Annotated in this window: 19 protein-coding genes and 1 riboswitch; of the genes, 8 read left to right on the top strand and 11 right to left on the bottom strand. The window is 48.1% G+C overall.

Annotated features, from left to right (window positions below; genetic code table 11):
- Window positions 1-4: 4 nt before the first annotated feature.
- From SPTER_RS19870 to SPTER_RS19845, 6 genes are all read left to right on the top strand, one after another.
- Window positions 5-1,444, top strand: a complete 1,440-nt coding sequence (locus SPTER_RS19870; protein WP_170233341.1) for a sigma-54 interaction domain-containing protein — start codon at window positions 5-7, stop codon at window positions 1,442-1,444.
- Window positions 1,445-1,677: 233 nt separating this feature from the next.
- Complete coding sequence (locus SPTER_RS19865; protein WP_144351986.1) at window positions 1,678-2,580, top strand: glycyl-radical enzyme activating protein; 903 nt, start codon at window positions 1,678-1,680, stop codon at window positions 2,578-2,580.
- A 6-nt stretch (window positions 2,581-2,586) separates the two neighbouring features.
- Window positions 2,587-4,965: a trans-4-hydroxy-L-proline dehydratase gene (gene hypD / locus SPTER_RS19860; protein ID WP_211367337.1), complete on the top strand. Its 2,379-nt coding sequence runs from the start codon at window positions 2,587-2,589 to the stop codon at window positions 4,963-4,965.
- 205 nt (window positions 4,966-5,170) lie between these two features.
- Window positions 5,171-5,755 carry a hypothetical protein gene (locus SPTER_RS19855; RefSeq protein WP_144351985.1) on the top strand — a complete coding sequence of 195 codons (585 nt, stop codon included), beginning with the start codon at window positions 5,171-5,173 and terminating at the stop codon, window positions 5,753-5,755.
- Window positions 5,756-6,215: 460 nt separating this feature from the next.
- Window positions 6,216-7,550, top strand: coding sequence for an FAD-binding oxidoreductase (locus SPTER_RS19850; RefSeq protein ID WP_246105370.1), 1,335 nt, complete (start codon window positions 6,216-6,218; stop codon window positions 7,548-7,550).
- A 284-nt stretch (window positions 7,551-7,834) separates the two neighbouring features.
- Window positions 7,835-9,286 carry a catalase gene (locus tag SPTER_RS19845; RefSeq protein WP_144351984.1) on the top strand — a complete coding sequence of 484 codons (1,452 nt, stop codon included), beginning with the start codon at window positions 7,835-7,837 and terminating at the stop codon, window positions 9,284-9,286.
- A 181-nt stretch (window positions 9,287-9,467) separates the two neighbouring features.
- Here the strand turns inward: SPTER_RS19845 and SPTER_RS19840 are convergent, their stop codons facing one another.
- From SPTER_RS19840 to SPTER_RS19820, 5 genes are read right to left on the bottom strand one after another with little or no spacing between them, the layout of a single operon-like run.
- Entirely contained in the window at window positions 9,468-10,181 is a 714-nt protein-coding gene (locus SPTER_RS19840; protein WP_144351983.1) for an ABC transporter ATP-binding protein, read from the bottom strand.
- The gene (locus SPTER_RS19835; RefSeq protein WP_144351982.1) at window positions 10,174-10,944 is read right to left on the bottom strand and encodes an ABC transporter ATP-binding protein; all 771 of its coding nucleotides are present in this window, start codon (window positions 10,942-10,944) and stop codon (window positions 10,174-10,176) included. The genes SPTER_RS19840 and SPTER_RS19835 overlap by 8 nt, the downstream gene beginning before the upstream one ends.
- Entirely contained in the window at window positions 10,941-11,918 is a 978-nt protein-coding gene (locus tag SPTER_RS19830; protein ID WP_144351981.1) for a branched-chain amino acid ABC transporter permease, read from the bottom strand. The genes SPTER_RS19835 and SPTER_RS19830 overlap by 4 nt, the downstream gene beginning before the upstream one ends.
- A 2-nt stretch (window positions 11,919-11,920) precedes the next feature.
- Entirely contained in the window at window positions 11,921-12,802 is an 882-nt protein-coding gene (locus tag SPTER_RS19825; RefSeq protein WP_144351980.1) for a branched-chain amino acid ABC transporter permease, read from the bottom strand.
- Window positions 12,803-12,831: 29 nt separating this feature from the next.
- A complete protein-coding gene (locus tag SPTER_RS19820) occupies window positions 12,832-13,992 on the bottom strand; it encodes an ABC transporter substrate-binding protein (protein ID WP_144351979.1) in 1,161 nt (386 codons plus the stop codon).
- Window positions 13,993-14,937: 945 nt separating this feature from the next.
- On the opposite strand from SPTER_RS19820, the gene dapA reads away from it, so the two are divergent.
- Both dapA and SPTER_RS19810 read left to right on the top strand, forming a co-directional pair.
- On the top strand, window positions 14,938-15,816 hold the full coding sequence (dapA, locus tag SPTER_RS19815) for a 4-hydroxy-tetrahydrodipicolinate synthase (RefSeq protein WP_144351978.1): 879 nt from the start codon (window positions 14,938-14,940) through the stop codon (window positions 15,814-15,816).
- A 228-nt stretch (window positions 15,817-16,044) separates the two neighbouring features.
- Window positions 16,045-16,179: riboswitch (cyclic di-AMP (ydaO/yuaA leader) on the top strand.
- 136 nt (window positions 16,180-16,315) lie between these two features.
- Window positions 16,316-17,083, top strand: coding sequence for a 4-hydroxy-tetrahydrodipicolinate reductase (locus tag SPTER_RS19810; RefSeq protein ID WP_144351977.1), 768 nt, complete (start codon window positions 16,316-16,318; stop codon window positions 17,081-17,083).
- A gap of 183 nt (window positions 17,084-17,266) precedes the next feature.
- Here the strand turns inward: SPTER_RS19810 and SPTER_RS19805 are convergent, their stop codons facing one another.
- The 6 genes from SPTER_RS19805 to SPTER_RS19780 form a co-directional block, all read right to left on the bottom strand.
- On the bottom strand, window positions 17,267-18,895 hold the full coding sequence (locus tag SPTER_RS19805; protein WP_144351976.1) for a hypothetical protein: 1,629 nt from the start codon (window positions 18,893-18,895) through the stop codon (window positions 17,267-17,269).
- A gap of 111 nt (window positions 18,896-19,006) precedes the next feature.
- The gene (locus SPTER_RS19800) at window positions 19,007-19,696 is read right to left on the bottom strand and encodes a response regulator transcription factor (RefSeq protein ID WP_144351975.1); all 690 of its coding nucleotides are present in this window, start codon (window positions 19,694-19,696) and stop codon (window positions 19,007-19,009) included.
- A complete protein-coding gene (locus tag SPTER_RS19795) occupies window positions 19,693-20,832 on the bottom strand; it encodes a sensor histidine kinase (RefSeq protein ID WP_144351974.1) in 1,140 nt (379 codons plus the stop codon). The genes SPTER_RS19800 and SPTER_RS19795 overlap by 4 nt, the downstream gene beginning before the upstream one ends.
- Window positions 20,833-20,940: 108 nt before the next feature.
- Window positions 20,941-21,594 (bottom strand): hypothetical protein, encoded by a 654-nt coding sequence (locus SPTER_RS19790; protein WP_144351973.1) that lies wholly within the window; start codon window positions 21,592-21,594, stop codon window positions 20,941-20,943.
- A gap of 259 nt (window positions 21,595-21,853) precedes the next feature.
- Window positions 21,854-22,723, bottom strand: a complete 870-nt coding sequence (locus tag SPTER_RS19785) for a chemotaxis protein CheX (RefSeq protein ID WP_144351972.1) — start codon at window positions 22,721-22,723, stop codon at window positions 21,854-21,856.
- A 59-nt stretch (window positions 22,724-22,782) separates the two neighbouring features.
- A complete protein-coding gene (locus tag SPTER_RS19780; protein ID WP_144351971.1) occupies window positions 22,783-23,169 on the bottom strand; it encodes a response regulator in 387 nt (128 codons plus the stop codon).
- Between the last annotated feature and the right edge of the window lie 187 nt (window positions 23,170-23,356).

The following is a 23,356-nucleotide window of genomic DNA, read 5'->3' as shown; positions in this document are numbered from 1 at the left end:
GGCGGTGGATTATAAGCTCCTGTTAAAATCGGTGCTAGAGCATCTGGATGAAGGTATTTTAGTGGTAGATAAGAAGGCTACAGTTACTTTCTATAATGAGCCTGCAACTAATATCGCCGGTATTACTCAGGCTAAAGCCGTAGGCAAAAACATATTGGAAATTTTCCCCGGATTAACCCCTGAGAGCAGTACTTTCTACCAGGTTTTGAAAAATAAGCAGCCGATCATTGATTATGTTCAGACCTATGTCAATTATCAGGGGGCCAAAGTATCTACCCTGACCACCACGATACCGCTGTTCGAACAGGGGGCGATTAGCGGGGCCCTTGAAATCTACCGGGATTTAACCCAGGTGACAGAACTAGCGGAGAAAGTGCTCAATCTTCAATCTGAATTGTTTAAGAGAAAAAGCAAGGAAAAAGCATATCAGGCCAACGGCGCTACGTATACTTTTGCGGATATTATCGGCGAAAGTGCCGCAATCAAAGAATTAAAGGCCCGGGCCAGAAAAATTGCCGATAGTGATTCGCCGGTATTGGTCTATGGTGAAACCGGGACCGGAAAAGAGCTCTTGGTCCAGGCCATTCACAATGCCGGCAAGACGCGCAGGAATCAGCCTTTTATCGCGCAGAACTGTGCCGCCCTGCCCAACACCCTTCTGGACAGCATCTTGTTTGGCACAACCTCAGGCAGTTTTACCGGGGCGAAAGATAAACCGGGGCTGTTTGAGCTTGCCGACGGCGGAACTTTATTTTTAGATGAAGTCAATTCTATGGATCTGGAGCTGCAGGGCAAACTGCTGCGGGTGCTGCAGGACGGTGTTGTCCGCCGGGTCGGGGGAGCCGGTACCGTACGTGTTGATGTAAGAATTATTGCCAGTACGAATGAGCCGCCCTTAGAAATTGTCGAGCGAAAGCTGCTGCGGCAAGATCTGTATTACCGTTTAAACGTCATTGCCCTGAGTATCCCGGCTTTGAACGCCAGAAAAGAGGATATCCCTTTACTGACGCAGTTTTTTATTGCTCTGTATAACGGTAAAGTCAATAAAAAAGTGGAGCGGATTTCAGCGGCCGCCTTAGCAATATTCCAGGCCTACCATTGGCCCGGGAATATCAGGGAATTAAAATATACTATTGAAAGCATTATGAATTTTACCGATCAGGCAGTGATTGATAGCAGTGATATACCTTCGCATATCGTCAGCGCGGTAAAGGCGGCGGCAGTCGAGCCGGCGGAGCCGGCCGGCAAGCGGCCGGTTATTTCACTGGCCGACAGCCTTAATGCTTACGAGCAGCAATTGATTCGAACAGCCATACAACAAGCAAATGGAAATGGGGCCAAGGCGGCCAGAATATTGAATATTCCCCGTCAGACGCTGCATAACAAGCTTAAAAAACACAATATTCAGTGGGAAATAGTGGTTAAGACTGACCAGGATGGATAGCAAGGGTGATCACCTGGTCCCGGATTCAGGACATTGTCACAAATAATTGAGCCCAATTCCGGGACAATAGCAATATCTGGTCAATAAAGACACCACCGCTAGAAGCATTACCCGGTGGTTTGGCGGCAATGAACTTTTGGCATGGTTATTGCAATGTATATCATTTGCCAGGCCGATGAGTACAGCGAGGCGTGATATGGTGGGAATAAGGGTATTGATTGGCGGTGATCTTTTTGCAGACAGGAACAGTATTTAATATTCAGAAATATTCTCTTCACGATGGCCCGGGGATACGGACCACTGTATTTCTGAAGGGCTGTCCCTTAGCCTGCTGGTGGTGCCATAATCCGGAAAGTCTGGCGTTGACAGCAGAAGTGGTTTTTTCTCCAAACAAATGCATCGGCTGCGGTGACTGTGTGCAAAGCTGCCCCAATAAAGCCCTGACAATTACTGAGCTGGGGTTGATAAAAGAGGGGAAAAGCTGCCGTGTATGTAAAGCCTGCACGGACATCTGCCCTACTGGCGCCAGGGAACTGGCTGGCAGGCCGATGACTGTGGCCGAGGTCATGAAAGAGCTAGAGAAAGATCGGGTTTTTTATGAGGAATCCGGCGGCGGGGTTACCTTTTCCGGCGGCGAAGCCTTACTGCAGCCGGACTTTCTGGACAGTCTGCTTACCGCCTGTAAAGCCGGCGGCCTGCATACTGCCTTAGACACCTCCGGTTATGCCGCCTGGCCGTCAATGGCCAGGATAAAAGACAAGGTAGATTTATTTCTCTATGATATTAAGCATATGGACGACGGCCGGCACAAGCTGTATACAGGTGTTTCCAATCAGCTTATATTGGAGAATCTCAAGCAACTTGCCGCCAGCCACAGTAAAATCTGGATTCGTGTACCTGTAATACCTGGCATCAATGATGATGAGGAGAATATAAAAGCAATGGGTGCCTTTTTATCGTCTTTGCACCTAAGCGAGGTTTTTTTATTGCCTTATCACAATATTGCTGCCGATAAATACCGGCGACTGGGTAAAACCTACCGGCTTGACGGCCTGCAGTCGCTTGCAAATCAACAGCTGGCAGAGGTTTCACAAATGTTGGTGCCATTTGGTATACAGGCAAAAATAGGAGGGTGAGAAGTAATGGCCACAGGCAAGAACATCAATAGCAGGGTGCAAAAATTACGGGACCAGAGTGTTGCTGCAGTGCCACGGTTAGCCATCGAAAGAGCCAGACTGGTTACCGCAGCTTATAAACAATACGCAGGCAAGGTTTCTGTTCCGGTTCTGCGGGCCTTAACCTTTCAATATCTCATGGAAAATAAGACCATTTGCATCAATGAGGATGAGCTTATTGTCGGCGAGCGGGGCCCCGGTCCCCAGGCGGCCCCGACTTACCCGGAGCTATGCTGCCATACTGTCGAAGATTTTGCTATTATGGATAAGCGGGATAAGATATTCTTTAAGGTCGATCAGGAGACCAAACGCATTCAGGCCGAAGAAATTATTCCCTTCTGGCAGGGAAAAGCGATGCGTGACTTAATGTTTGCGCAAATGACGCCAGCCTGGCAAGCTTGCTATGAGGCCGGCATCTTTACAGAATTCATGGAACAGCGGGCACCAGGCCATACCGTTGCCGGGGGGAAAATCTATCAGCAGGGCTTTCTCGATTTTAAAAAAGAGATCGAGGCCCGGCTGGCGGCCTTGGATTATCACCAGGATGCCGCAGCTTACGACAAACAGGAAGAGTTAAGAGCGATGGCAATTTGTTGTGAGGCGATTATTACTTTTGCCCGCCGGCATGCCGATAAGGCCAGCGAGCTAGCCGATAAAGAACAGAATCCGGCCAGAAAGAAAGAGCTGGAGGAGATTGCCGGGATTTGCCGCCATGTACCCGCCCTGGCGCCGAGAACATTCAGAGAAGCGCTCCAGACCTACTGGTTTGTCCACCTCAGTGTAATTACGGAATTAAATACCTGGGACTCTTTCTGTCCCGGTAAACTTGATATTCACCTGCAGCCATTTTATGAACGGGAAATTCAGGCCGGAACCCTGACGCGTGAAGCCGCCAAAGAATTGTTGCAATGCTTCTGGGTGAAGTTTAACAACCAGCCGGCGCCCCCCAAGGTCGGAATTACCCTCCAGGAAAGTGCCACTTATACGGACTTTTGTAATATCAATATCGGCGGGATTAAGCCGGACGGCAGCAACGGCGTCAATGAAGTATCCTATTTGCTGCTGGATATTGTGGAGGAAATGGAACTCCTGCAGCCTAGTACCAATGTGCAAATCAGCCGGAAAAACCCCGATCAGTTTGTACTCAGAGCGGCTGAAGTCATCCGGGCCGGCATGGGATTTCCCTCGGTTTTCAATACCGACGCGGTCCTGGAAGAGCTGCTCCGGCAGGGCAAGAGCCTGGAGGACGCCCGCGGCGGCGGCACCAGCGGTTGTGTCGAGGTGGGCTGTTTCGGGAAAGAGGCTTATATTTTAACCGGTTACTTGAATCTGGTCAAAATCCTGGAGATTACCCTCCATAACGGTATCGATCCCCTCACCGGCAAGCAACTGGGGCTTAAAACCGGGGACCCGGCCCACTTCACGTCCCTGGCTGACCTATTGGCGGCCTTTAAGCAACAGGTCGGCCATTTTGTTGATATTAAAATCAAAGGCAGCAATATCATTGAAATGCTGTATGCTAAATATATGCCGGCCCCTTTTATGTCTATTGTTATAGATGACTGCATTGCCAACGGCCGGGATTATAATGCCGGTGGGGCCAGATACAATTCCCGCTATATCCAGGGCGTTGGCATTGGCAGTATTACCGATTGCCTGGCGGCCATTGAATATCATGTGTTTGATCATAAAAGGTTCTCGATGCGTGAGCTTTTAGACATTGTAAAGTCTGACTTTGCCGGCCAGGAAAAGGTACGCCAGCTGCTGCTGAACAAAACCCCGAAATATGGCAATGACGATGATTATGCCGATGATATTATGCTCAAGGTATTTGAGATTTTCCATGAAGTCGTAAACGGCAGAAAAACACCGACCGGCGGCACGTACCGGATCGAGATGCTGCCGACTACCTGCCACGTATATTTCGGGGCCGTGATCGGCGCCACCCCGGACGGGCGCAAAGCGGGCCGGCCACTTTCCGAGGGGATCTCACCGGTCCAGGGAGCCGATAAAAACGGTCCGACGGCGGTCATTAAATCAGCGGCCAAAATGGATCAGCTCCGAACCGGCGGGGCCTTGCTGAATCAAAAATTTACCCCCCAGGTCGTACAGGGCGAGGACGGTCTGAGAAAACTAAAAGATCTGATCCGGGCCTACTTTAAACTGGACGGCCACCATATCCAGTTCAATATCGTCGATGCCGGGACACTAAGAGCGGCGCAACAGAGCCCTGAGCAATATAACAACCTGATTGTCCGGGTCGCGGGTTACAGCGATTATTTCAATAATCTTACCAAAGACCTGCAGGATGAAATTATCGAAAGAACAGAACATAGAGCGTTTTAGCCTGGATTCCGTAACCACCAGCCAGGCGATAGCGACAAGAAGAGTCAGCTCATCCAACCGTGAGTTGACTCTTCTGCCATTTTTTAAAATATAGTCCCGGTTCTTGGGGTAAACAAATTATTGTCATTTAGTTATCAGAATATTCTTGGATTTAGGTTGATAAAATGATATGATAGGGAAGGGAATAAATTAGGGAGATGGTTATATGAAAAAATTGATGCTATGTTTATTGATCATGCTATGTTTTATGTTTGCAGTTAGTGTCGGCAGCGCGTCAGCTAATTCCCCGGCTACTGAAGCCAGTGTCAAGCAAGTGCTTATTTTGCCTCATATTAATTCTACCGAAGAAACCAAAGAATACATAGGCGAAACTGTCCAAGAGAATTTTACCCAACAATTTGCCAATGAAAAATATCAAACGGTTCCGGCAGATAAAGTACAAAGTATTTTGTCCGCAGACCAGTATGATCCGTCGAATCTGGAATTGCCGGACAATGAGTTAATGCGGAAGTTAGCGCAAGCAACCGGTGCCGATTACGTGATTGCAATGGAGATCGTTCATTTTATGAACTCAAGACATGCCAGCTTTTTCTCGACTTCGGCCAAAAGCGAAGTAAAAATTCGCTATAAAGTCTACTCCAAAGGCGCAGATAAAATCACTACTTTCCAAACAACCGGCAAAGGCAATAACAAAGTAACCTCAATTGGTGTACCCGGAATCGGTACGGCAATGAAGAGAGGGATTACAGAAGCAATGGAGGCGGCCTTCGTAAAAATCGAAAAATTATAATTAGGCCGATTATCAGTCAGGCACGGCACACACGGAAAACATAACTCAGCCCATTGCTGTACTCCCCTTCCGGTAGACAGAACCCGGCAGGGGAGTTTCTTGCACACCAACGAACTTTTAGCAGTAGGGGATGTGGAGACAGGGGCGATAATTAGGGTAGGTCATCATGATATGGCAAAATTGCGCTTCTTTTCGTGAATGGCTTGTAAAGCAGTAAAACACAGACCAGCTAATTAAAGTCAAGTCCTAATTAAAGTAAAACACGGGGACAGGGAACATGTTTCAGTCAATTGTCATGGGGACAAGGGGTCTAGTTGTGGTTTGGCAATTCCGAGGATGTAGCTATTTCGATAAACGCAAAGAAACATAGTCCCTGTCCCCGTGTTTTCCCCTATCCCTGTGTTTTCAAGGTAGCAACAAGCAGCTAATTAACATATTATATAAAAAAGTAACCAGGTAGGTGAATAATTTGCTGGGTAAAGGGTTAACTGGGAGAGTAGTGGTACCAAGCGATAGCCAATATGAGCAAGCCAGGCAAGGATACAATAAAGCGATAAATAAATATCCTGCCGCTATTGTTTATTGTCTTGATTATTGCGATGTCGCGAATGCAATACTTTGGTCACGAGAGCAAGGAGTGGAACTGCGGGTGCGGTCTGGCGGCCATGACTATGAGGGCTACTCAATTGGCACCTGCAGCTTAGTTATAGATACTTCCCCCCTGAATGGAATTAAGATAAATTTGGCTGACAACACTGTAAATGTACAGGCAGGTACGAGATTATTATCGCTGTATGAGTATCTTTATAAATTCGGATACACTTTTCCCGGCGGCACATGTCCCACAGTAGCAATATCCGGATTAGTTTTGGGTGGCGGTATCGGTTTATCCACTCGCTATTTAGGCTTGACAGCAGATAGTCTTTTAGAGGCAAACATGATTGATTTTGCGGGCAGGCGTTTAACTGCCAACTGCTGTTGCAATTCAGAACTGTTTTGGGCCTTAAAAGGAGCGGGTGGCGGGAATTTTGGTGTTGTGACCGACTATAAATTTAAGTTAAAAAAAGTAGACGGGATAACGGTAATTCAGCTTAGATGGGATGATAACAGAGCGGCTAGAAATAGTTTTCTCCAGGTATGGCAAGGCTGGCTGCCGCATCTGGACCGCCGGTTAAGCTTATTTGGCGGAATATATAAGGAAGGAGCGTGGGTTAATGCGTTTTTCTACGGGCCGCCGGAGGAGGCTAGACAAATCTTGCAGCCTCTATTGAATATACCAGGCTTAACTTTGTCGAATATTGCATATGTCCCGTTTATTGAAGCTGTAAAGATAATTGGGGCGATGTATCCGAAGCGGGAAGCATTCCAGGCTGCAGGCAGATTTGTACAAAGGCATTTTTCACAAGCAGAATTAGAGCAAATCCTTGGAATAATGGATAAAGCACCTTCTGACAGAAATTCTTCTATCCGGGTATATTCGCTGGGGGGAGCTGTCCGCGATATCGGCGCAGCCGAAACAGCTTTCACCTATCGGCAGGCCAATTATATCATTGCCATAGCCTCTGCGTGGGAAGAAACAGACGCAGCAGAAGCGCACCGGGAATGGGTAAAGGCTGGCTTTGACTATATATATACAATTACGCGGGGATCGTATATAAACTTTCCGTATAGCCAAACGCCGCATTATCAGCAAGCATATTACGGGAGTAATCTAAGGCGGCTGCAGTGTGTGAAGCAGACCTATGATCCCTATAATCTATTCAGATTTCCCCAAAGTATAGAGCTGCCACTATAAAGTACTACCGTTCGAAGCGGGTGGTTATTACCATAGGTTTGGATTTAAGTCGTCCATAGAGTTTGGTATTACGCAACTCCATAATATTCCTGTCGAGTACGTACTGGCGTATGAAGTAGTTCCTAACGCATTGCTTGGAATCAGCGGGATCATTGATTGGCAATAAAAGTTAAAAAACAAATTCCCTGTCCCCGTGTTTTTCTCTGGCGATGATTAAAACTATTCATGAGTAATCCTTATATTCAATATAATCATAATAGATTTTATGATTTGGGGGAGAGGATATGCCAAAACGCTATCTTACCAGCAATGAGGGGGCACCGGTTACCAATGACCAGCAATCCCTAAGTGTAGGTCAGCGCGGCCCCATTTTACTTGAGGATACGGTTTTTCTGGAAAAAATTTCTCATTTTGACCGGGAAAGAATTCCTGAAAGGGTACTGCATGCTAAAGGGGCCGGCGCTTTTGGTTTTTTTAGACCGTATAACTCACTGGCGTCATTAACGAAAGCCGATTTTTTGCAGGATCCGGAAAAGGTAACGCCTGTGTTTGTCAGGTTCTCCTTAGCCGGCGGCTCTCTGGGCGGTGCGGATACGGTGCGGGATATCAGAGGGTTTTCGGTAAAATTTTACACAGACGAAGGCAATTATGATATTGTGGGCAACCATATCCCGGTGTTTCCGCTGCGAGATCCAATTCAGTTTCCGGACCTGGTCCACGCCCTGAAGCCTGATCCGGTGACCAATGTCCGGGGCGGGCCGATAGCCGCCAGCCGGTTTTGGGATTTCATGTCCTTACGGCCGGAGTCCATCAATTTTCTCACTTATTTGTTTGCCGATAACGGTACTGTCAAAAGTTACCGGACCATTCCGGGCTATGGGGTCAATACCTATAAGTGGATCAATATGCGCGGGGAAGAGGTATATGTGAAGTATCACTGGGAGCCTTGTGCCGGTGTTGAATACATAGACAGCAAGACGGCAGCTATGCTTGCCGGTACAGACCCTGATATAGCCCGGCGGGATTTATTTGATACCATTGCTGCCGGCCAGCAGGTTGAATTTGAGCTGCGGATCCAGATAATGAATGTGGACGATGAGTGTGAACAGCCCTTTGATCCCCTGGATTCTACTAATATTTGGCCGGAAGATTTATTGCCGATAAGGCCGGTAGGAAAAATGGTATTAAATAAAAATCCTGACAATTTTTTTGTTGATGTTGAACAAGCTGCTTTTTCACCGGCGGCTATTGTTCCGGGCATAGAGTTTTCCAATGATAAAATACTGCAGGGCCGTATCTTTGCCTATGGGGATACCCAAAGATACCGGCTCGGTGTCAACTATTTGGCACTGCCTACCAATATGCCGCGCAAACCGGCCGATAACAAGATGCAGGACGGAGCCATGCAAACCATGTACAATGAAGGGGTTGCCAATTATTTGCCTAATACATTAGGCGGCGGGACGCCTATGCCGGCACCGGTGATCGGGAAACCTGCCCAGAACCATATTGCCGGTTGCATAGTCCGGAAAGAGATAGGCGGCGACATTTATTATCAGGCCGGCTTTAGATACCGGACCATGTCGGCTATGCAAAAAAAACACCTGGTGGCCAATATTGTTGAAAATTTAAGTCAGGCCTACGAGCCTATTCAAAGAAGAATGGTTGAGCATTTCTTACGGACAGACAGCGAATTGGGCCGGAGAATAGCCCAGGGGATAAATCTGATGATCTGATAAACCTATTTATCAATGGTTTCCGGCTGACCGCAGCTGTCACTGTGTTGTAAGGAAATGGCCAATAGTCTGTACGCATGTCGAAAAACCGTGTTAAATTTCACTGGCAAATTCAACACGGTTTATTATTTCAGGGCAAGTGGGGTTTAGATTTGTTCATTGCCAGGAGTATTGCGGTTAGCTAGCAAACTTTTCGGCCGCCCAAATATGCTTCCATTACTCTGGGATCATTAGCAATCTCAGCGGCTGGGCCGTGGAGAACGATCCGGCCTGTTTCCATGACATATGCATAATGAGCAATCTTGATTGCCTGGCGGACGTTTTGCTCAACCAGCAGGATGGTTGTGCCTTCGGCATTAATTTCCCGGATTACTTTAAATATATCAGCAACTACCAGCGGGGCTAAGCCCATGGAAGGCTCATCCAGGAGCAGCAGCTTTGGCCGGGCCATTAAGGCCCGGCCAATGGCCAGCATTTGCTGCTGACCACCGGACAAAGTTCCTCCCGGCTGCTGCCGGCGTTCCGCCAATATCGGAAAGCGGGCAAAAACTTTTTCCAGATCATGCTGGACAGCGTTGTCTGTACGCTGATAAGCCCCCATCTCCAAATTCTCCAGCACCGTCATTTGCGCTAATATGCTGCGGCCTTCAGGCACGAGTGATATCCCCCTATTGACTACCTTATGCACAGCCAGGCCGGTAATGTTATGCCCCTGAAAGGAGATTTGGCCTGCCGCCGGCTGAACCATGCCCATAATTGCTTTCATTGTTGTTGTCTTGCCGGCCCCATTGGCGCCAATCAGGGAGACAATGGTACCTTTGGGGACCGAAAGGTTGACGGTCTTTAGTGCTTTGATATTTCCATAACCGGCAATTAATTGTGAAATCTCAAGCATCGCCCATATCCTCCTTGCCCAGATAGGCCTCAATCACCTGGGGATTCTCCTGGATGCTGGCCGGGGAGCCTTCGGCAATCTTCCGGCCAAAATTTAACACGACAAAACGCTCGCATACGTTCATCATCAGGTGCATGTCATGTTCAATCAGGATTACTGCCTTGCCCAGTTGCTGTATTTGGGCAATCAGTAAGCGCAAGTCGTCTGTTTCACTCTCATTCATGCCGGCGGCAGGCTCATCCAACAATAGCAATTCAGGATCAGAGGCCAGGGCCCGGGCAATTTCAAGACGCCGTTGTTTACCATAAGAGAGAGCGCCGGCCAGGGTATCTGCTTGATCGCCGATGCCTGTTAGTTCCAGCAGGGTGCGGGCTTGGCCCTTAATGGTTTTTTCTTCCTGCTGCTGGGTTCTGGTCTGCCATAAGCCTTGCCAAAGGCCGGCGTGCGTACGGCAGTGAGCGCCAACCATAACATTCTCCAGCGCGGTCATCTGACCGAACAGGCGGATATTCTGAAAGGTCCGGGAAATCCCCAGTTTTGCAATCTTATGGGGCTTTAAACCGACGATGGCTTTATCCCGGTAAACAATCTGGCCTTCACTAGGCGGCAATACGCCGGTAATCAGGTTGAAAAGAGTGGTCTTGCCGGCGCCGTTAGGGCCGATTACCCCGAGGATTTCACTCTTATTGACATGAAAGCTGATATTAGATAACGCCGCCAGACCCCCAAAGTTTTTGCTGATTTTTTCCAGTGCCAGGATCATCCTGCTGACCTCCTTGTAGGTTCCGGCTGTTCGTTCGTGGTCGAACTCTTAAGCCTGGACTGCCAATACCGGATGGTTTCCTCGCTGATCAGTCCCTGGGGGCGGAAGATCATCATGACAACAAGAATACCGCCATAAATCATGGCCCGGTAGTCGGCAGCCGACCGCAGCACTTCCGGCAGGGTTGTCAGTATGACCGAGCCCAGCAGCGGTCCCCACACCACATTACTGCCGCCGAACACGGCAAAGAGCAGGATTTCAACGGCCCGATGGTAGGAAAAATCCTTGGGTCCAATGTAAAAAGTAATATGGGCGGCTAACCCGCCGGCGATCCCGGCCACAAAAGCCCCGAGAAAAAAAGCCAGCAGCTTGTAATTGGTGGTATTTACACCTGACACTTCCGCCGCATGCTCATCAGCCTTAATGGCGGCAAAGGCCCGGCCGATTCTGGAAGTGCGCAGCCGGACGGCAAAGAAAACGATAAAAGCCAGGATCGCCGCCAAAATGGCGATGACAGATAAATTGCTGAGCTGCTGCAGGCTGAAGCCGGCCAAGCCCTGGCTATACCCGAGGGCCGAGAGCTGTTTGCCGATCAGCACACCTAAGGAGGGGATGCCGGCAAGGCCTAAAGCCCCGTTCGTAAGTTTCAGGTTGAGAATGATGACGCGGACAACCTCCCCAAAACCGAGGGTGGCAATCGCCAGGTATATTCCCTGCAGCCTGGTAGCCGGAATGCCGATTACTGCCGCCATCAGGCAGGCCGCCAAGCCGCCGGCCGGTATGGCCAGATATACGGGCAGCCCGAGTTTTAGTGTCAATAGGGCGGAGGTATAGGCGCCTACGCTCATAAAACCGGCATTCCCCAGTGATAACTGTCCTGTCGCCAGGGTTAAATAAATACTGATACCTAACATGGCGTTAATCAGAACAAACATCAGAATCTGGAGATAGTAGGGATTTAAGAGGGTATCCATGGTTACCGCCCTCCCTGGGGCGTGCTGCCGCCAAACAGACCCTGGGGGCGCACAAATAATAAGATCATAATTAAGCCGAAGGCGACGGCATCGCGGTAGGAGGAATCACCGTAGGCGACACTAAATACCTCCGCAATACCTAAGAGTAAGCCGCCAACCATGGCGCCGGTTATGTTGCCAAGACCACCCAGTATTAATACCGCTAAGCCTTTAAAACCCATAGTAATGCCCATGGTCGGTTCGACGGCATTAAAGGCCAGCCCGACAAGGACACCGGCTACGGCCCCGAGCCCGGAAGCCAGCATAACCGTCATGACAATGACCCGGCGGGTGTCAACGCCTAAGAGACCTGCTGTTTCAATATTTTCGGCCGTAGCCCGGATTGATTTGCCGGCTTTGGTTTTGGCCAGCCAAAAGCGCAGCACGAACATGAGACCGAAGGAGATAGCCAGAATAATAAGCTGGATAAATGAAATTTTAAATATTCCCAGATCCAGCAGCTGGCCCGCATACATTGTCGGAAAAGACTGGGCCTGCGGTCCAAATACCTTAAGGGCGACACTTTCCAGAAAAATAGATACCCCAATCGTACTGATCAGCGGCGCCAGATGGGAGACTTCCTTGCGGCGCAGAGGCCGCAAGGCTACCCGTTCCAACAGGTAACCAAGCACTGCCCCGATAATCATTGCCCCGGCCAGGGCGCCAACAATACCGAAATTGAACTTTGTGACAAGCATCAAGCCGACAAAAGCCCCGATCATGAATATTTCGCCATGAGCCATATTCACAATGTTTAATACGCCGAAGATTAAAGTATAGCCTAAGGCAATGACTGCATAGGTACTACCTAAAGTGAGGCCGTTGACCACTTGCTGCAAGAACACGAACTTCACTCCTCATTTTTCTTTTATATTTATTTTAATTCTGTGAACTGGCCGTCTTTGACGACGAGGATGGTAACATCCATTGCCGGGTTGCGTTTGGCATCAAAAGCAAATTTGCCGGTAACACCAGGGAAATCTTTGACGTTGGCCAGGCTGTCCCTGAGCTTTTTCCGGTCGGTTGTGGTGCCGGCTTTTTCCAACCCAGCGGCCATAATATATAAGGCATCATAAGCCTGAGCGGCAAACTGGTCAGGTTCTTTGTTATATTTTGCTTGGTAGGCAGCCACGAATTGCTTAACTTTTTCATCGTTTTTGCCCGGGAACCAGGGGCTGGCCACAACAACCCCTTCCGCCGCCGCGCCGCCGGCTTTAATCAATTGGGGGGAATTGAAACCGTTATTGCCGACAATCGGCACGGTAATGCCGACCTCCCTGGCCTTTTTCAAGATGAGTGCCGCTTCCTGATATAAGCCGGCAATCATAATCGCATCTGGTTTAAGGGTGGCAATCTTGGTTAGCTGAGCAGAAAAATCAGTGTCTTTATCAGCAAAGGTTTCAACAGCAACGGTTTCCAGGCCATTGTCTTTTATCGCCTGCTCAAAGGTTTTAAAGCCGGATACGGCCCAGTCATTGTTGTTTGAATACATGACGGCCACTTTTTTTAAGCCGAGTTTTTCCTGGGCCTTTTTTACCGCATGGGGAATGGCCAGGGACTCCGGTAAGGCATTGCGGAAGACATAGTCGCCGATATCTGTTATCCCCTCAGCGGTGGTCGAAGTACCCATAATCGATACCCCGGCCTGAGTGGCAATCGGACCCACGGCAAACATTTCCCCACTCAGGGTCGGACCGATAATGCCGATTACATTGTCTTTATGAATGAGTTTATTGGTGGCATTAATGGCTTCATTTTTATCCCCTTTAGAGTCTTCAAAAATGAGCTCGATTTTGACTTTGCCCTGGGTGTTGATTTCGTCCCGGGCCAGCTCCAGGCCCTGTTTAATCGCTTCGCCATAAGCAGCGCCGCCACCGGTAAGATACGATACTACCCCGATTTTGGCCGGGGCGCCTGCTTCCGGGCTGGCCGGGGCTGCCGGCTGGCTGCCGCCGCAGCCGGTGACTGAAGCGGCAAATACCAGGGCCAGGGTAGCTGAGGACCACTTTTTGATACTACTGCGCACATTAAACATATAAATTCTCCACCTTTTCTTTTTTTTAATGCTGCCGCTAACGGTATGACAACAACTAAATGCCTTAACCCTCCCTAAGAAAAGTAAAAACCCCTACTGACAGATCGCTCTGCCAGTAGGGGCGAATTCGCGGTACCACCCTACATTGTACTCTTATGCCCGTTGGTATGACGGGACATTCCCTTAACGCCGGGCCGCGCTTCAATCTGATGTATACTTCATAATGTATACATGTCAACTGAAGAGTTCATGGGCGAGGTAACGGCAACAGTCACACACCGGCTTACACCAACCGCCGGCTCTCTGGAGCGTTTCTCCTGTTGCTTTCATCCCAATCATCACTTGTGGTGATTTAATTAGTCAATTTTCTCTTGCAAAGGCCAGCTTGTTTACAGTTTGATTCGTTTACCGGCATTATGCAGCGGGGGTTGTTTACTTATTATTCATTATCACAGGACAACGGTTTTTTGTCAATAGGGTATAACAAAACATTTTAACGCTCGATACAGATGTAATTTTGATTCTGGCAGAATAGGCAGGTCAGCTGTTAAATTCATGCTGATGCGGCAGGATTTCTGCTGCCGGAATTGGAATATTGATAGTATTTGTGTAAGTAAATCAGAGAATTACTCTGTTCTGTCGTTAAAAAGCAGCTTTTAGTGTGTGGCAGGGAGAGGTATGTCCCTGCGGCTGAGAATAAATATTAACAATGACAGCAGGGGGTAAGAGCGGGCGACAGCAGGTAATGACTTTTCTGAAATTAGGCGATAATGGCCGGGAAAGATGCTTTTTTTATCCGGAATATGGTAGAATAATAAAGTAAATAACACTCCACCATAAGGCGTGACGTGTGCTGTTTTGCCAACACATACGGTTGCCCGGCTTTTTAACGCGTTGTATAAGTGAGATCTAATGTAAAAATATTAAATAAAGGCGGTTAGACTAATGAAAAAACCATTATTTACCGGCTCCGGCGTAGCTATTGTAACTCCCTTTACACACAATGGCATTGACTATCAGGCGTTCACAGAGCTGATTGAGTTTCAGATTAAAGGCGGGTCAGATGCCATTATCATCTGCGGCACTACCGGCGAAGCCTCCACAATGCCGGATGACGAGCATATTGCCGCGATTAAATTTGCGGTAAACGCAATTAACAAACGGGTACCGGTTATTGCCGGTACCGGCAGCAATGATACCCGGCATGCCATCGAATTATCGAAAGCAGCGGAAGCAGTTGGGGCTGACGGGTTATTATCGGTTACGCCATATTATAATAAAGCTACACAAAAGGGCTTGTACGGGCATTTTAAGCTTATTGCCGACAGTGTCAGCATACCGTTAATCCTGTACAATGTACCCGGTAGAACCAATTTAAATCTGAATCCGGAGACGATAAAAGCATTGGCAGCAATAGACAATATTATTGCCGTTAAAGAGTGTAACCTGGGTCAGGTCGGCGATGTGGTAAATCTGTGCGGTGAGGATTTTACCGTATATTCCGGTGATGATAACATGGTCTTGCCGGTATTGTCACTCGGTGGTAAGGGGGTTATCTCGGTTATGGCCAACATCATCCCCCGGGATACTCACGATATGGTGATGAAATTCATCCAGGGAGATGTTGCCGGTGCCATCAAACTGCAACTGCAGACCCTTAATCTTATCAAAGCATTATTTAGCGAGGTAAACCCGATTCCGATTAAAGCCGCTGTTAACCTGCTGGGGTATAAGGCCGGTCAATGCCGGATGCCGTTAACCGAAATCAGTGAGGACAATCTTGAGCTTCTCCGGTCTGAAATGAAGGCTTACGGGCTGATTTAACCATGTTTACGTGCTAAGACTCCTGCCGTCAGGCCGCACGCAGGAGTTTTACCGTTTTGCTGACATGGGGACGGTGGTTTTGTCTTGTAAATAGTCGTTATAAATGATATGATTTAAGAACGGCGTAAGTTGATAGGTTAGGCAGCAATGATAGGTGCCACTATCACTTAAAGTTGTAAATAAAAGGGAAATAAGGTATTATTAAACATAAGGAGTCTCTGTTTGGGCTAACGGCAATCGCCGAGTTTCATTTAATGGAAGCGGGGGAACCATTTTTGGGGTGAATCCTGGGTAAGCCAGGTAGGGCGAATTTCTTTCTGCCCGAATCCGTCAGCTAACCTCGTAGGCGTTGAAAGAGAAGGATGTATTTGTCCTGCCGTTCTTCAAAGGCAATTAAATGTCTTTGAGGATCCTTCTCAAAAGCTGGTTTTGAAAGTTTTCTATCACATGCAGGATGGCGGTAGAAAAAAAACAAACTACAGTTTTAAGGAGGAATATAATGGGGAAAATCAGGATTGGTATTTTCGGTTTTGGGAAAACAGGTAAAGTTGTTGCTAATGAATTTTTGCAGGACAGCTTATTTACTCTGGTTTGGGTAGTTCGCAAAGGTGATACTGATCATCAAAAATATGCCAGCCGTTTGTTGGGGCATGAGTTTGATGCAGGGGAAATATTCTCTGCTGATGACATTGATGATAGTTTTTTTAGAGAGAGGCCGGTAGATGCTTTGGTAGATTTTTCGGACTCGACGGGTGTATATTTGTACGCAAAAGCAGCGCAGGCGGGAATACCCATTATTTCCGCCATTTCCCAATATGAACAGGAAGAACTGGAAATACTGAAATCCTATGCAGAGTTTGCGCCTGTACTTTATTCTCCTAATATTACGTTAGGGATTAACGTATTGATGGTTGCGGCGCAGATTTTGCAAAAAATAGCGCCCCATGCCGACATTGAGATCGTTGAGGAGCATTTTAAAGGGAAAAAAGAGGTATCGGGAACCGCGAAAAGAATTGCCAATGTGCTTAGCCTTAATGTGGAGGAGCATTTGAATTCTATCCGCGTCGGCGGCATTGTTGGCCGCCATGAAATCATCTTTGGCATGCCGAACCAGACGATCCGGCTGTCCCATGAAAGCATCAGCAGGGCCGCTTTTGGCCAGGGTGCTATTTTTGCAGTAAATTTTCTGATCGGCAAGTCGCCGGGAATGTATACGATGGAAACGATCATTGCCGAGATGTTCAGGCAGAATATCCCTGTATATTAGCTTGACCGTAATGTTTCTGGGCTGAAGACTGACAGGCAATGTTTTGGTATTCACTGACAGAGTGCAGCGAGTAAGCAGCTTTCCCTAATTAGGGCAAGCTGCTTTGGTTTGTACCCTGTTAAACTGTGGTGGCCCCTCCTCTAAGCAGGACTCCGGCAGCAGGTCTAGATTAATCTCTTATTTTTACTGCGCGTTTTTTACCCAGACTTCGCAGCCCTGGAACGGATTTGCCGTCCCCAGATATAGTTTTTGGTCAGAGGCAGCAAATAAGTTGCTTACACCATAATTATAGGGATTACCCAAACCATTTAGAGAAACCGGCAGCCAGAGAATGCCGTCATTTGATTCCCAGAGATCACAGCCAAGTGATCTGTAGCCGATAATATAGAGCGCTTTAATCAGATAAGCGGAAAAGATTAATCTAAGAAATTGTGTAATTGAGTCCGCCGTATTAGCCGGCAGCAATGATTCCACGACATCAGGGATCACAGAGATAATCTGCGGTATCAGATTATTCCAGCTCCAGGTGCCAAGATAAAGTTTGTCGTCGAAAGCCTGGATCTGCCAGCAGTAGCCATTGGTTAGATCGCCGAAGCCGGAAGGATAGCCGCTTAACGGCAGACCGCGCGTGCCGGTTACTGGTTCTGTGGGGCTGACCGGGATGCCCCCTACTATTAATTCCCAGCTGTCATCGGGCGCAACCCGGATGACATCAAAGCCCTTCGGCGCTACCAGCGGAGCGTCAGGGCTGATGCTTAGAATCGCTGCTTCAATGGCCGTACCAATGTAGATATGGCCGTTAAACACCGCCAATGAAGAGGGGTGTTCATTGCGGGCGTCGCCGGCGCCCTTATCGACAACCAGCTTCCAGTCATTTACCTGCGGCAGGGTGTTGTTGGTCCGCCAGAGTTCAAAGCCTGTCGGCAGGGCTGTAGCCACATAGAGTTGCTCATTGCAGCTTAGCAGCAGATCAATATTACCCTGGGGATTGCTGTCAGCATTGCCGGCGAGATTTACTTTTTCCCAGCCAAGTTCCGGGTCAGTCGTTGTGAATAACTGCGCTTCGGCAACACCGGTCAGCGGCAGAGCCCCCATATACAGACGACCCTGGTGGACAACAATGGCTCTGGTTGCATAGCCCTGAATATCTGAGACCAGGGGCGTCCAGGTCTCGCCGTCTATAGATTTTAGGAGTAACAATTCAGGGCTTGCCGGTGTAATTGCGCCGGCGTAGAGGGCGTTATTGTAGGTAATCATATAGCGAAAGCCAATATTTGACGAGGCTATCGGCGCTTTATACACTTGCTGCCAGCCAGCTGTGCCATCTTTTTTATAGCGCCAGATTTCGCCGGTGTTATCGACAGCTTGGGGTACCAAGGCCGCTGGCAGCGGAATATTTCCGAATAAGCCGCTGCTTAAGATAGAATAGGGAATATTTCTGGCTGTGCCGACATAAATGTAGTCGCCTAATTCAGCCATTGACCAGGCATAGTTGTTTTGTCCGGCATTGTCAGGGCTTGAAATATCAAAACCATTTACGGGTGTTATTTTGCGAAAGGCAAGGTTATAGGGAAACACAAACCGATTCGGCGAATAGTTTGATATATGTTTTACATCAAGTGTATAGCAGGGGAAAGCAACAGCTTGCTCATTAGCCTCAAGGACAACATCTGTCAGGTTTACCCTGGCATCATCATAAGCTGCCAGCGTGCCTTTTAATATGAAGCGTCCAAGTATCTCAAGCTCGACTTGTTGTCCGACAGAATGGTCTAAGAATCTGGTAAGGCCAGCCCTGGTATCTTGCATGGCCACTTGCGCCACCTCCTGAAAAAAATATTACATAAACAATTATTATATAGTATTCAGGTGATGGATAAAGTGACCATTTTATTGTAAATAGCGCTGTAAAAATGCCGGCTGGCGTTATACCGGATTGAATCTATAGCCTGTTCCCCAGAGGGTTTCAATATATTCAGGGTTGGCAGGATCTTTTTCAATTTTTTTACGTATTTTCTGGATATGCACTGCTACTGTGGCCGTATCGCCACAGTATTCATCGCCCCAGATCGTATCGAAAATATGATCTTTGCTAAATACAATATTGGGATTTGAAGCAAGGAATACTAACAGTTCATATTCCTTGGCTGTTAGCTGCACTTCTTTGTCATTGACGAGAATTTTGTGGGAAGCAGTATCAATTTCCAGGCCTTTATACTGGATGACTTCATAAACCGGCATATGTCCCCTCAGCCGCTCATACCTCTTGCTGTGGGCTTTTATTCTTGCTGTCAGTTCGGATGGACTAAAGGGTTTGGTCAGATAATCGTCGGCCCCGAAATTGAGGCCTCTGATTTTGTCAATATCGTCATTTTTGGCGGAAACGACAATAACAGGTATCTCCAGGGTTTTGCGGATTTCCTTGATAATCTCATAGCCATCCTTACCAGGCAGCATCAAATCAACGACGACAACGTCATAGGCACCGGTGAGAGCTTTTTTCAGGCCCAGCAGCCCATCCCGGGCAATATCGGCCCGAAAACCGTTTAGCTGCAGGTAGTCACGCTCTAATTCAGCGATATCCAGATCATCTTCAATTATCAAAACCTGTTTCATCGAACAGCTTCCTCCTCCTGTTCCTGCAGAAGCGGGAGCCTGATGGTGAAGCAGGTACCTTCCCGCCGGCGGCTTGCTACAGTAATGCTTCCCTGATGTGCTTCCACCAGCTCTCTGGCAATCGCAAGCCCCAGACCTGTACTGGCATAGCTTTTTGGGCGTTCGGTGTCAATCTGGTAAAACCGGTCAAAGATAAACGGCAGTTTGTCTTCCGGAATACCAGGGCCGTTATCCTGGATATCCAGACAGATTGAGTCAGCCTGATGATAGAGCCGGACAGCTATGGACAAATCCTGATCAGGTCCGTGGATGACGGCGTTATTTATAAGATTACTCAAAGCCTGGCGGATTCTCTTGCCGTCCACATACATCCAGAAATCTCTCTCCAGGTAGGGGGTGTACTGAAACCGGACTGTTTGTTCTGCCAGTTCGAACCTGTATTCTTCCATTAAGTCCTGCATAAACTGGCCGATGTGTACACGGTCAAAATGCAGGTCTAACTTTTGCATATCCAATTTGGCAAACAGGAAAAGATCGTCTATGAGTTTATTCACGTAAACTGTATTCTGATGGATAGTTTTTAAGTATTTGCTTTGCACTTCCCCGGCAGTGACTGTTCCCTCAAGCAGCGCCTCAATATACCCCTGAATGGCAGTTATCGGTGTTTTCAGGTCGTGGGAGATATTAGCGACAAGGGCTTTACGGTTGGCTTCATATTCGGCCTGCAGTTTTTCGCTTTCATATAATTTTTCGGTCATAGTATTAAAAGCAGCGATTAATAGCTCAAGATCGTTGGGTTTGTCATATTCCAGCTTAATGCTATAATTGCCCTGGGCAACTTCATCCAGACCCTGCCTGAGTTTCTCCATCGGCATAAATATCCGCTTTTCCAGCCGCAGCAGGAACAGGAGTTGAATCAGCTCCTTAAGCCCGATTATCACAATGAAAAAAATAGCGACTTCTTTGATGCCCACCCAGCTAAACAAGAGATATAAGATAAGCAGGTTAAACACAATAAAAGCCGGGCGCAGATAGCGGAAGTATTTATAATGGCGTAAAAACCGGCCATGATGGTCATGACCGTCATGCCGCCGTAAATGGGCATGAATGCCCTGAGGCCGTCGATGTCTGAACATATCAATCCCCTATGTGCTCTAGTTTAAAAACTTACTTACTCCACCATTATATGCCAAAGTTTTGCAGGGCGCAAAGTTATCGCGCCCTGCAATTCATTTAGGATAGTGTTACCAGACGAAGGTTAATTCAACCTTTGCGGCTAATGCATGCTGTTGGCGGTGCTCATCTGTTCCGGAACCGCTCAGGGTAGCCACTGCTTTCTGGATCTCGTGACTCTTGTCAATGAATATACTAACCATAAACCGGGGGTCGGCAACAGTGGCGAATTCGTTCATCAGGCCGTGATGACGGTGGTGCGGGTGTTTACCACTCAATTTTTCATACAGCAGGGTTTGCAGGTCTGCCGGCAGGTCAGCGCTATTCAGCGTCAGTTGTATTGATTTATCTTCCTGTTCGGTTGCCTGAAGGGCATCTAAAAGGCTTAGAAGCAACGACAGCCTGGTTAAACCGCCCCGGAACCCACCGTGCCTAAACCCATGCCCAGGGGACGGAAAGGGCCGTCCCGGATGATGGCCGTGTTCACAAAAACGGTCCAGCGTAAATTCATTATTGCTTTCATGCTTGACTGCCTTGCCGTCATAATCCAATTCCGTGGCAATCTTGGCTTTTACCTGGCGGGTAGCCAGGTTTTTCTCGAACTCATTGTGCAGAAAAAATATTTTTTTCTGGTCTTTTTGCACTTCGGCCGTGAGGATGCCGGTAATTGCCTCTTTACTTTTCAGTGTTTTTACCACAGCATACAATAATTTGAGCTTGTTCATGTGGATAACCTCCTTAAACTGTTTGAGGTTATTTTAGCTAATGAAATTAAAGCTGGCTTAAACTGTTTATAAAGTTTCTATAAAATTAATTAAAATTTTTCTAAAATTAATTAACAGGAAGCCCGGCTGCAACGCTTGTAGTGATTGCCATTGGCCCGGGGTTGTCTCCGGTGGCGGCAGCCGGCTGCCGGGAAAAGAGTGGTGAAACAATAACAGTCCGCAGACACTTTTGCCTGCGGACTGTTATTATAATGAGCCACTATTGCACTGCTATTATAAAATCAAACCGGCCCAGGGAGGTATTAATGGCCAGACGGTAACCGGCGCCGTCAGGTGCAGGCTCTTGCCGCTGGATTGTCTGGGGCTGCAAATCGACCTTAAAGCCCTTGTCGGACAGCAGGCTGCCGAACACCCCGTTATGGACATTGAGAAACTCACCAATGCTGTCAAGGGCCAGTTCGTCGACACTGGTAAGGGTTTCGCCGCTGAACCGGCCGGCCGTTGCGAGCACAGTCTGCTCGTCCATAATCAAGTCAATTTTAACAGCCGGATCGCCGGTGAGCTGCTGGGAGGCAACCCAGCAGCCGGCTGCGCTTGCCTGGGCGGTCTGGGGCAGAAGGAAAGGGGTGTCATTTAAGAAGCGGACAATATTGCGCAAGGTCAGCCCGGCATAGCTATATAACAGCGGGGCTTTATCGCCGGCCCGCGAAAAATCCAGCAGCCTGTTGAGTTCCGCATCATCAGCCGTGAGCGGAGAGTCGCCGGTAATGCCGTATTCCTGGCGAAAATCTGCTAGGGCTTTTTCTATAGCCGTTAAGGTCAAATAGCCGTTGTCGGTGATGGCCTGAACCAAGGCCAGATGACCTTGGCCCTGGGCGGCCAATAACCTGTCTACCTGTGCGGCAGTCAGATAGCCTTGCTCCAGGGCCAGCTCACCAAACTTTTTGTCTTTGGCCCGCTGCAGATCATGTAGTTCTTCCGCCTGCTTCCCTGTCAGCAGGCCGGCGTCTACTGCCAGGGTACCCAGCCTGACCCGGGCGGAACGCTCGTTTTGCAGTGACTGGAAAAGCTGATCCGGAGTAAGAAATCCCTTATTTAACAGGTAATGCCCAAAATATTGGTTAAACATTGTGTTTGCTCCTTTTCAATCAAGTATACTCCAAACGGCAAGACGGTCAGAGACAACCGTTACAGCTGTGGCGCCGGCGCCTGTTTATTTTGCAGAACCAGGTCAATAACCGGCAGTAAATTGTCCTCGCTGACCGGTTTGATAATATAGTTTCTGGCTCCGGCCTGCAGCGCATCAAATATAACATGTTTCTGGCCGGACGAGCTCACTACAATAATTTTTGCCGCCGGGTCCGCTTCGATCAGGCGCTTAATTGTTTCCACCCCGCCTAACCCGGGCATGGTAATATCCATTGTTACAACATCCGGCTGGCACGACGGATAACGCGCAATGGCCTGTTCGCCGTTAACAGCTTCCCCGGCCACGGTGTGTCCGGCTTTTTCCAGTATTTTACGCAAAGTATTCCTCATCATCATTGAATCGTCAACTACCAAAACTTGCGCCATTCTTATCTTCCTCCTGTAAGCAATATTATTCTCATGAACATTAGGGACTGAGCCAGGCGTCACCATTTAACAGAGAATAATTATCATTATCAATATATAATTTTACCATCAATTAGAAAAATCCTGCAAAGGTTAATTTATTTTCCAAAGAAAGTTTTTGAATCGCTCCTCATTAGCGGCGCGATCG

Origin of the sequence: Sporomusa termitida, from assembly GCF_007641255.1 — a bacterium.
GTDB lineage: Bacteria > Bacillota > Negativicutes > Sporomusales > Sporomusaceae > Sporomusa > Sporomusa termitida.
Note: the sequence above shows the minus strand (reverse complement) of the source record. Positions and strands in the feature narration are given on the sequence as shown.

Excerpts from the sequence above, each read along its gene's own strand:
- SPTER_RS19820 (WP_144351979.1), bottom strand. The coding sequence starts at position 13,992 with ATGTTTAATGTGCGCAGTAGTATCAAAAAGTGGTCCTCAGCTACCCTG.
- SPTER_RS19800 (WP_144351975.1), bottom strand. The coding sequence starts at position 19,696 with ATGAAACAGGTTTTGATAATTGAAGATGATCTGGATATCGCTGAATTA.
- SPTER_RS19795 (WP_144351974.1), bottom strand. The coding sequence starts at position 20,832 with ATGTTCAGACATCGACGGCCTCAGGGCATTCATGCCCATTTACGGCGG.
- SPTER_RS19790 (WP_144351973.1), bottom strand. The coding sequence starts at position 21,594 with ATGAACAAGCTCAAATTATTGTATGCTGTGGTAAAAACACTGAAAAGT.
- SPTER_RS19785 (WP_144351972.1), bottom strand. The coding sequence starts at position 22,723 with ATGTTTAACCAATATTTTGGGCATTACCTGTTAAATAAGGGATTTCTT.
- hypD (WP_211367337.1), top strand. The coding sequence starts at position 2,587 with ATGGCCACAGGCAAGAACATCAATAGCAGGGTGCAAAAATTACGGGAC.
- SPTER_RS19830 (WP_144351981.1), bottom strand. The coding sequence starts at position 11,918 with ATGGATACCCTCTTAAATCCCTACTATCTCCAGATTCTGATGTTTGTT.
- SPTER_RS19855 (WP_144351985.1), top strand. The coding sequence starts at position 5,171 with ATGAAAAAATTGATGCTATGTTTATTGATCATGCTATGTTTTATGTTT.
- SPTER_RS19845 (WP_144351984.1), top strand. The coding sequence starts at position 7,835 with ATGCCAAAACGCTATCTTACCAGCAATGAGGGGGCACCGGTTACCAAT.
- dapA (WP_144351978.1), top strand. The coding sequence starts at position 14,938 with ATGAAAAAACCATTATTTACCGGCTCCGGCGTAGCTATTGTAACTCCC.
- SPTER_RS19840 (WP_144351983.1), bottom strand. The coding sequence starts at position 10,181 with ATGCTTGAGATTTCACAATTAATTGCCGGTTATGGAAATATCAAAGCA.
- SPTER_RS19835 (WP_144351982.1), bottom strand. The coding sequence starts at position 10,944 with ATGATCCTGGCACTGGAAAAAATCAGCAAAAACTTTGGGGGTCTGGCG.
- SPTER_RS19780 (WP_144351971.1), bottom strand. The coding sequence starts at position 23,169 with ATGGCGCAAGTTTTGGTAGTTGACGATTCAATGATGATGAGGAATACT.
- SPTER_RS19810 (WP_144351977.1), top strand. The coding sequence starts at position 16,316 with ATGGGGAAAATCAGGATTGGTATTTTCGGTTTTGGGAAAACAGGTAAA.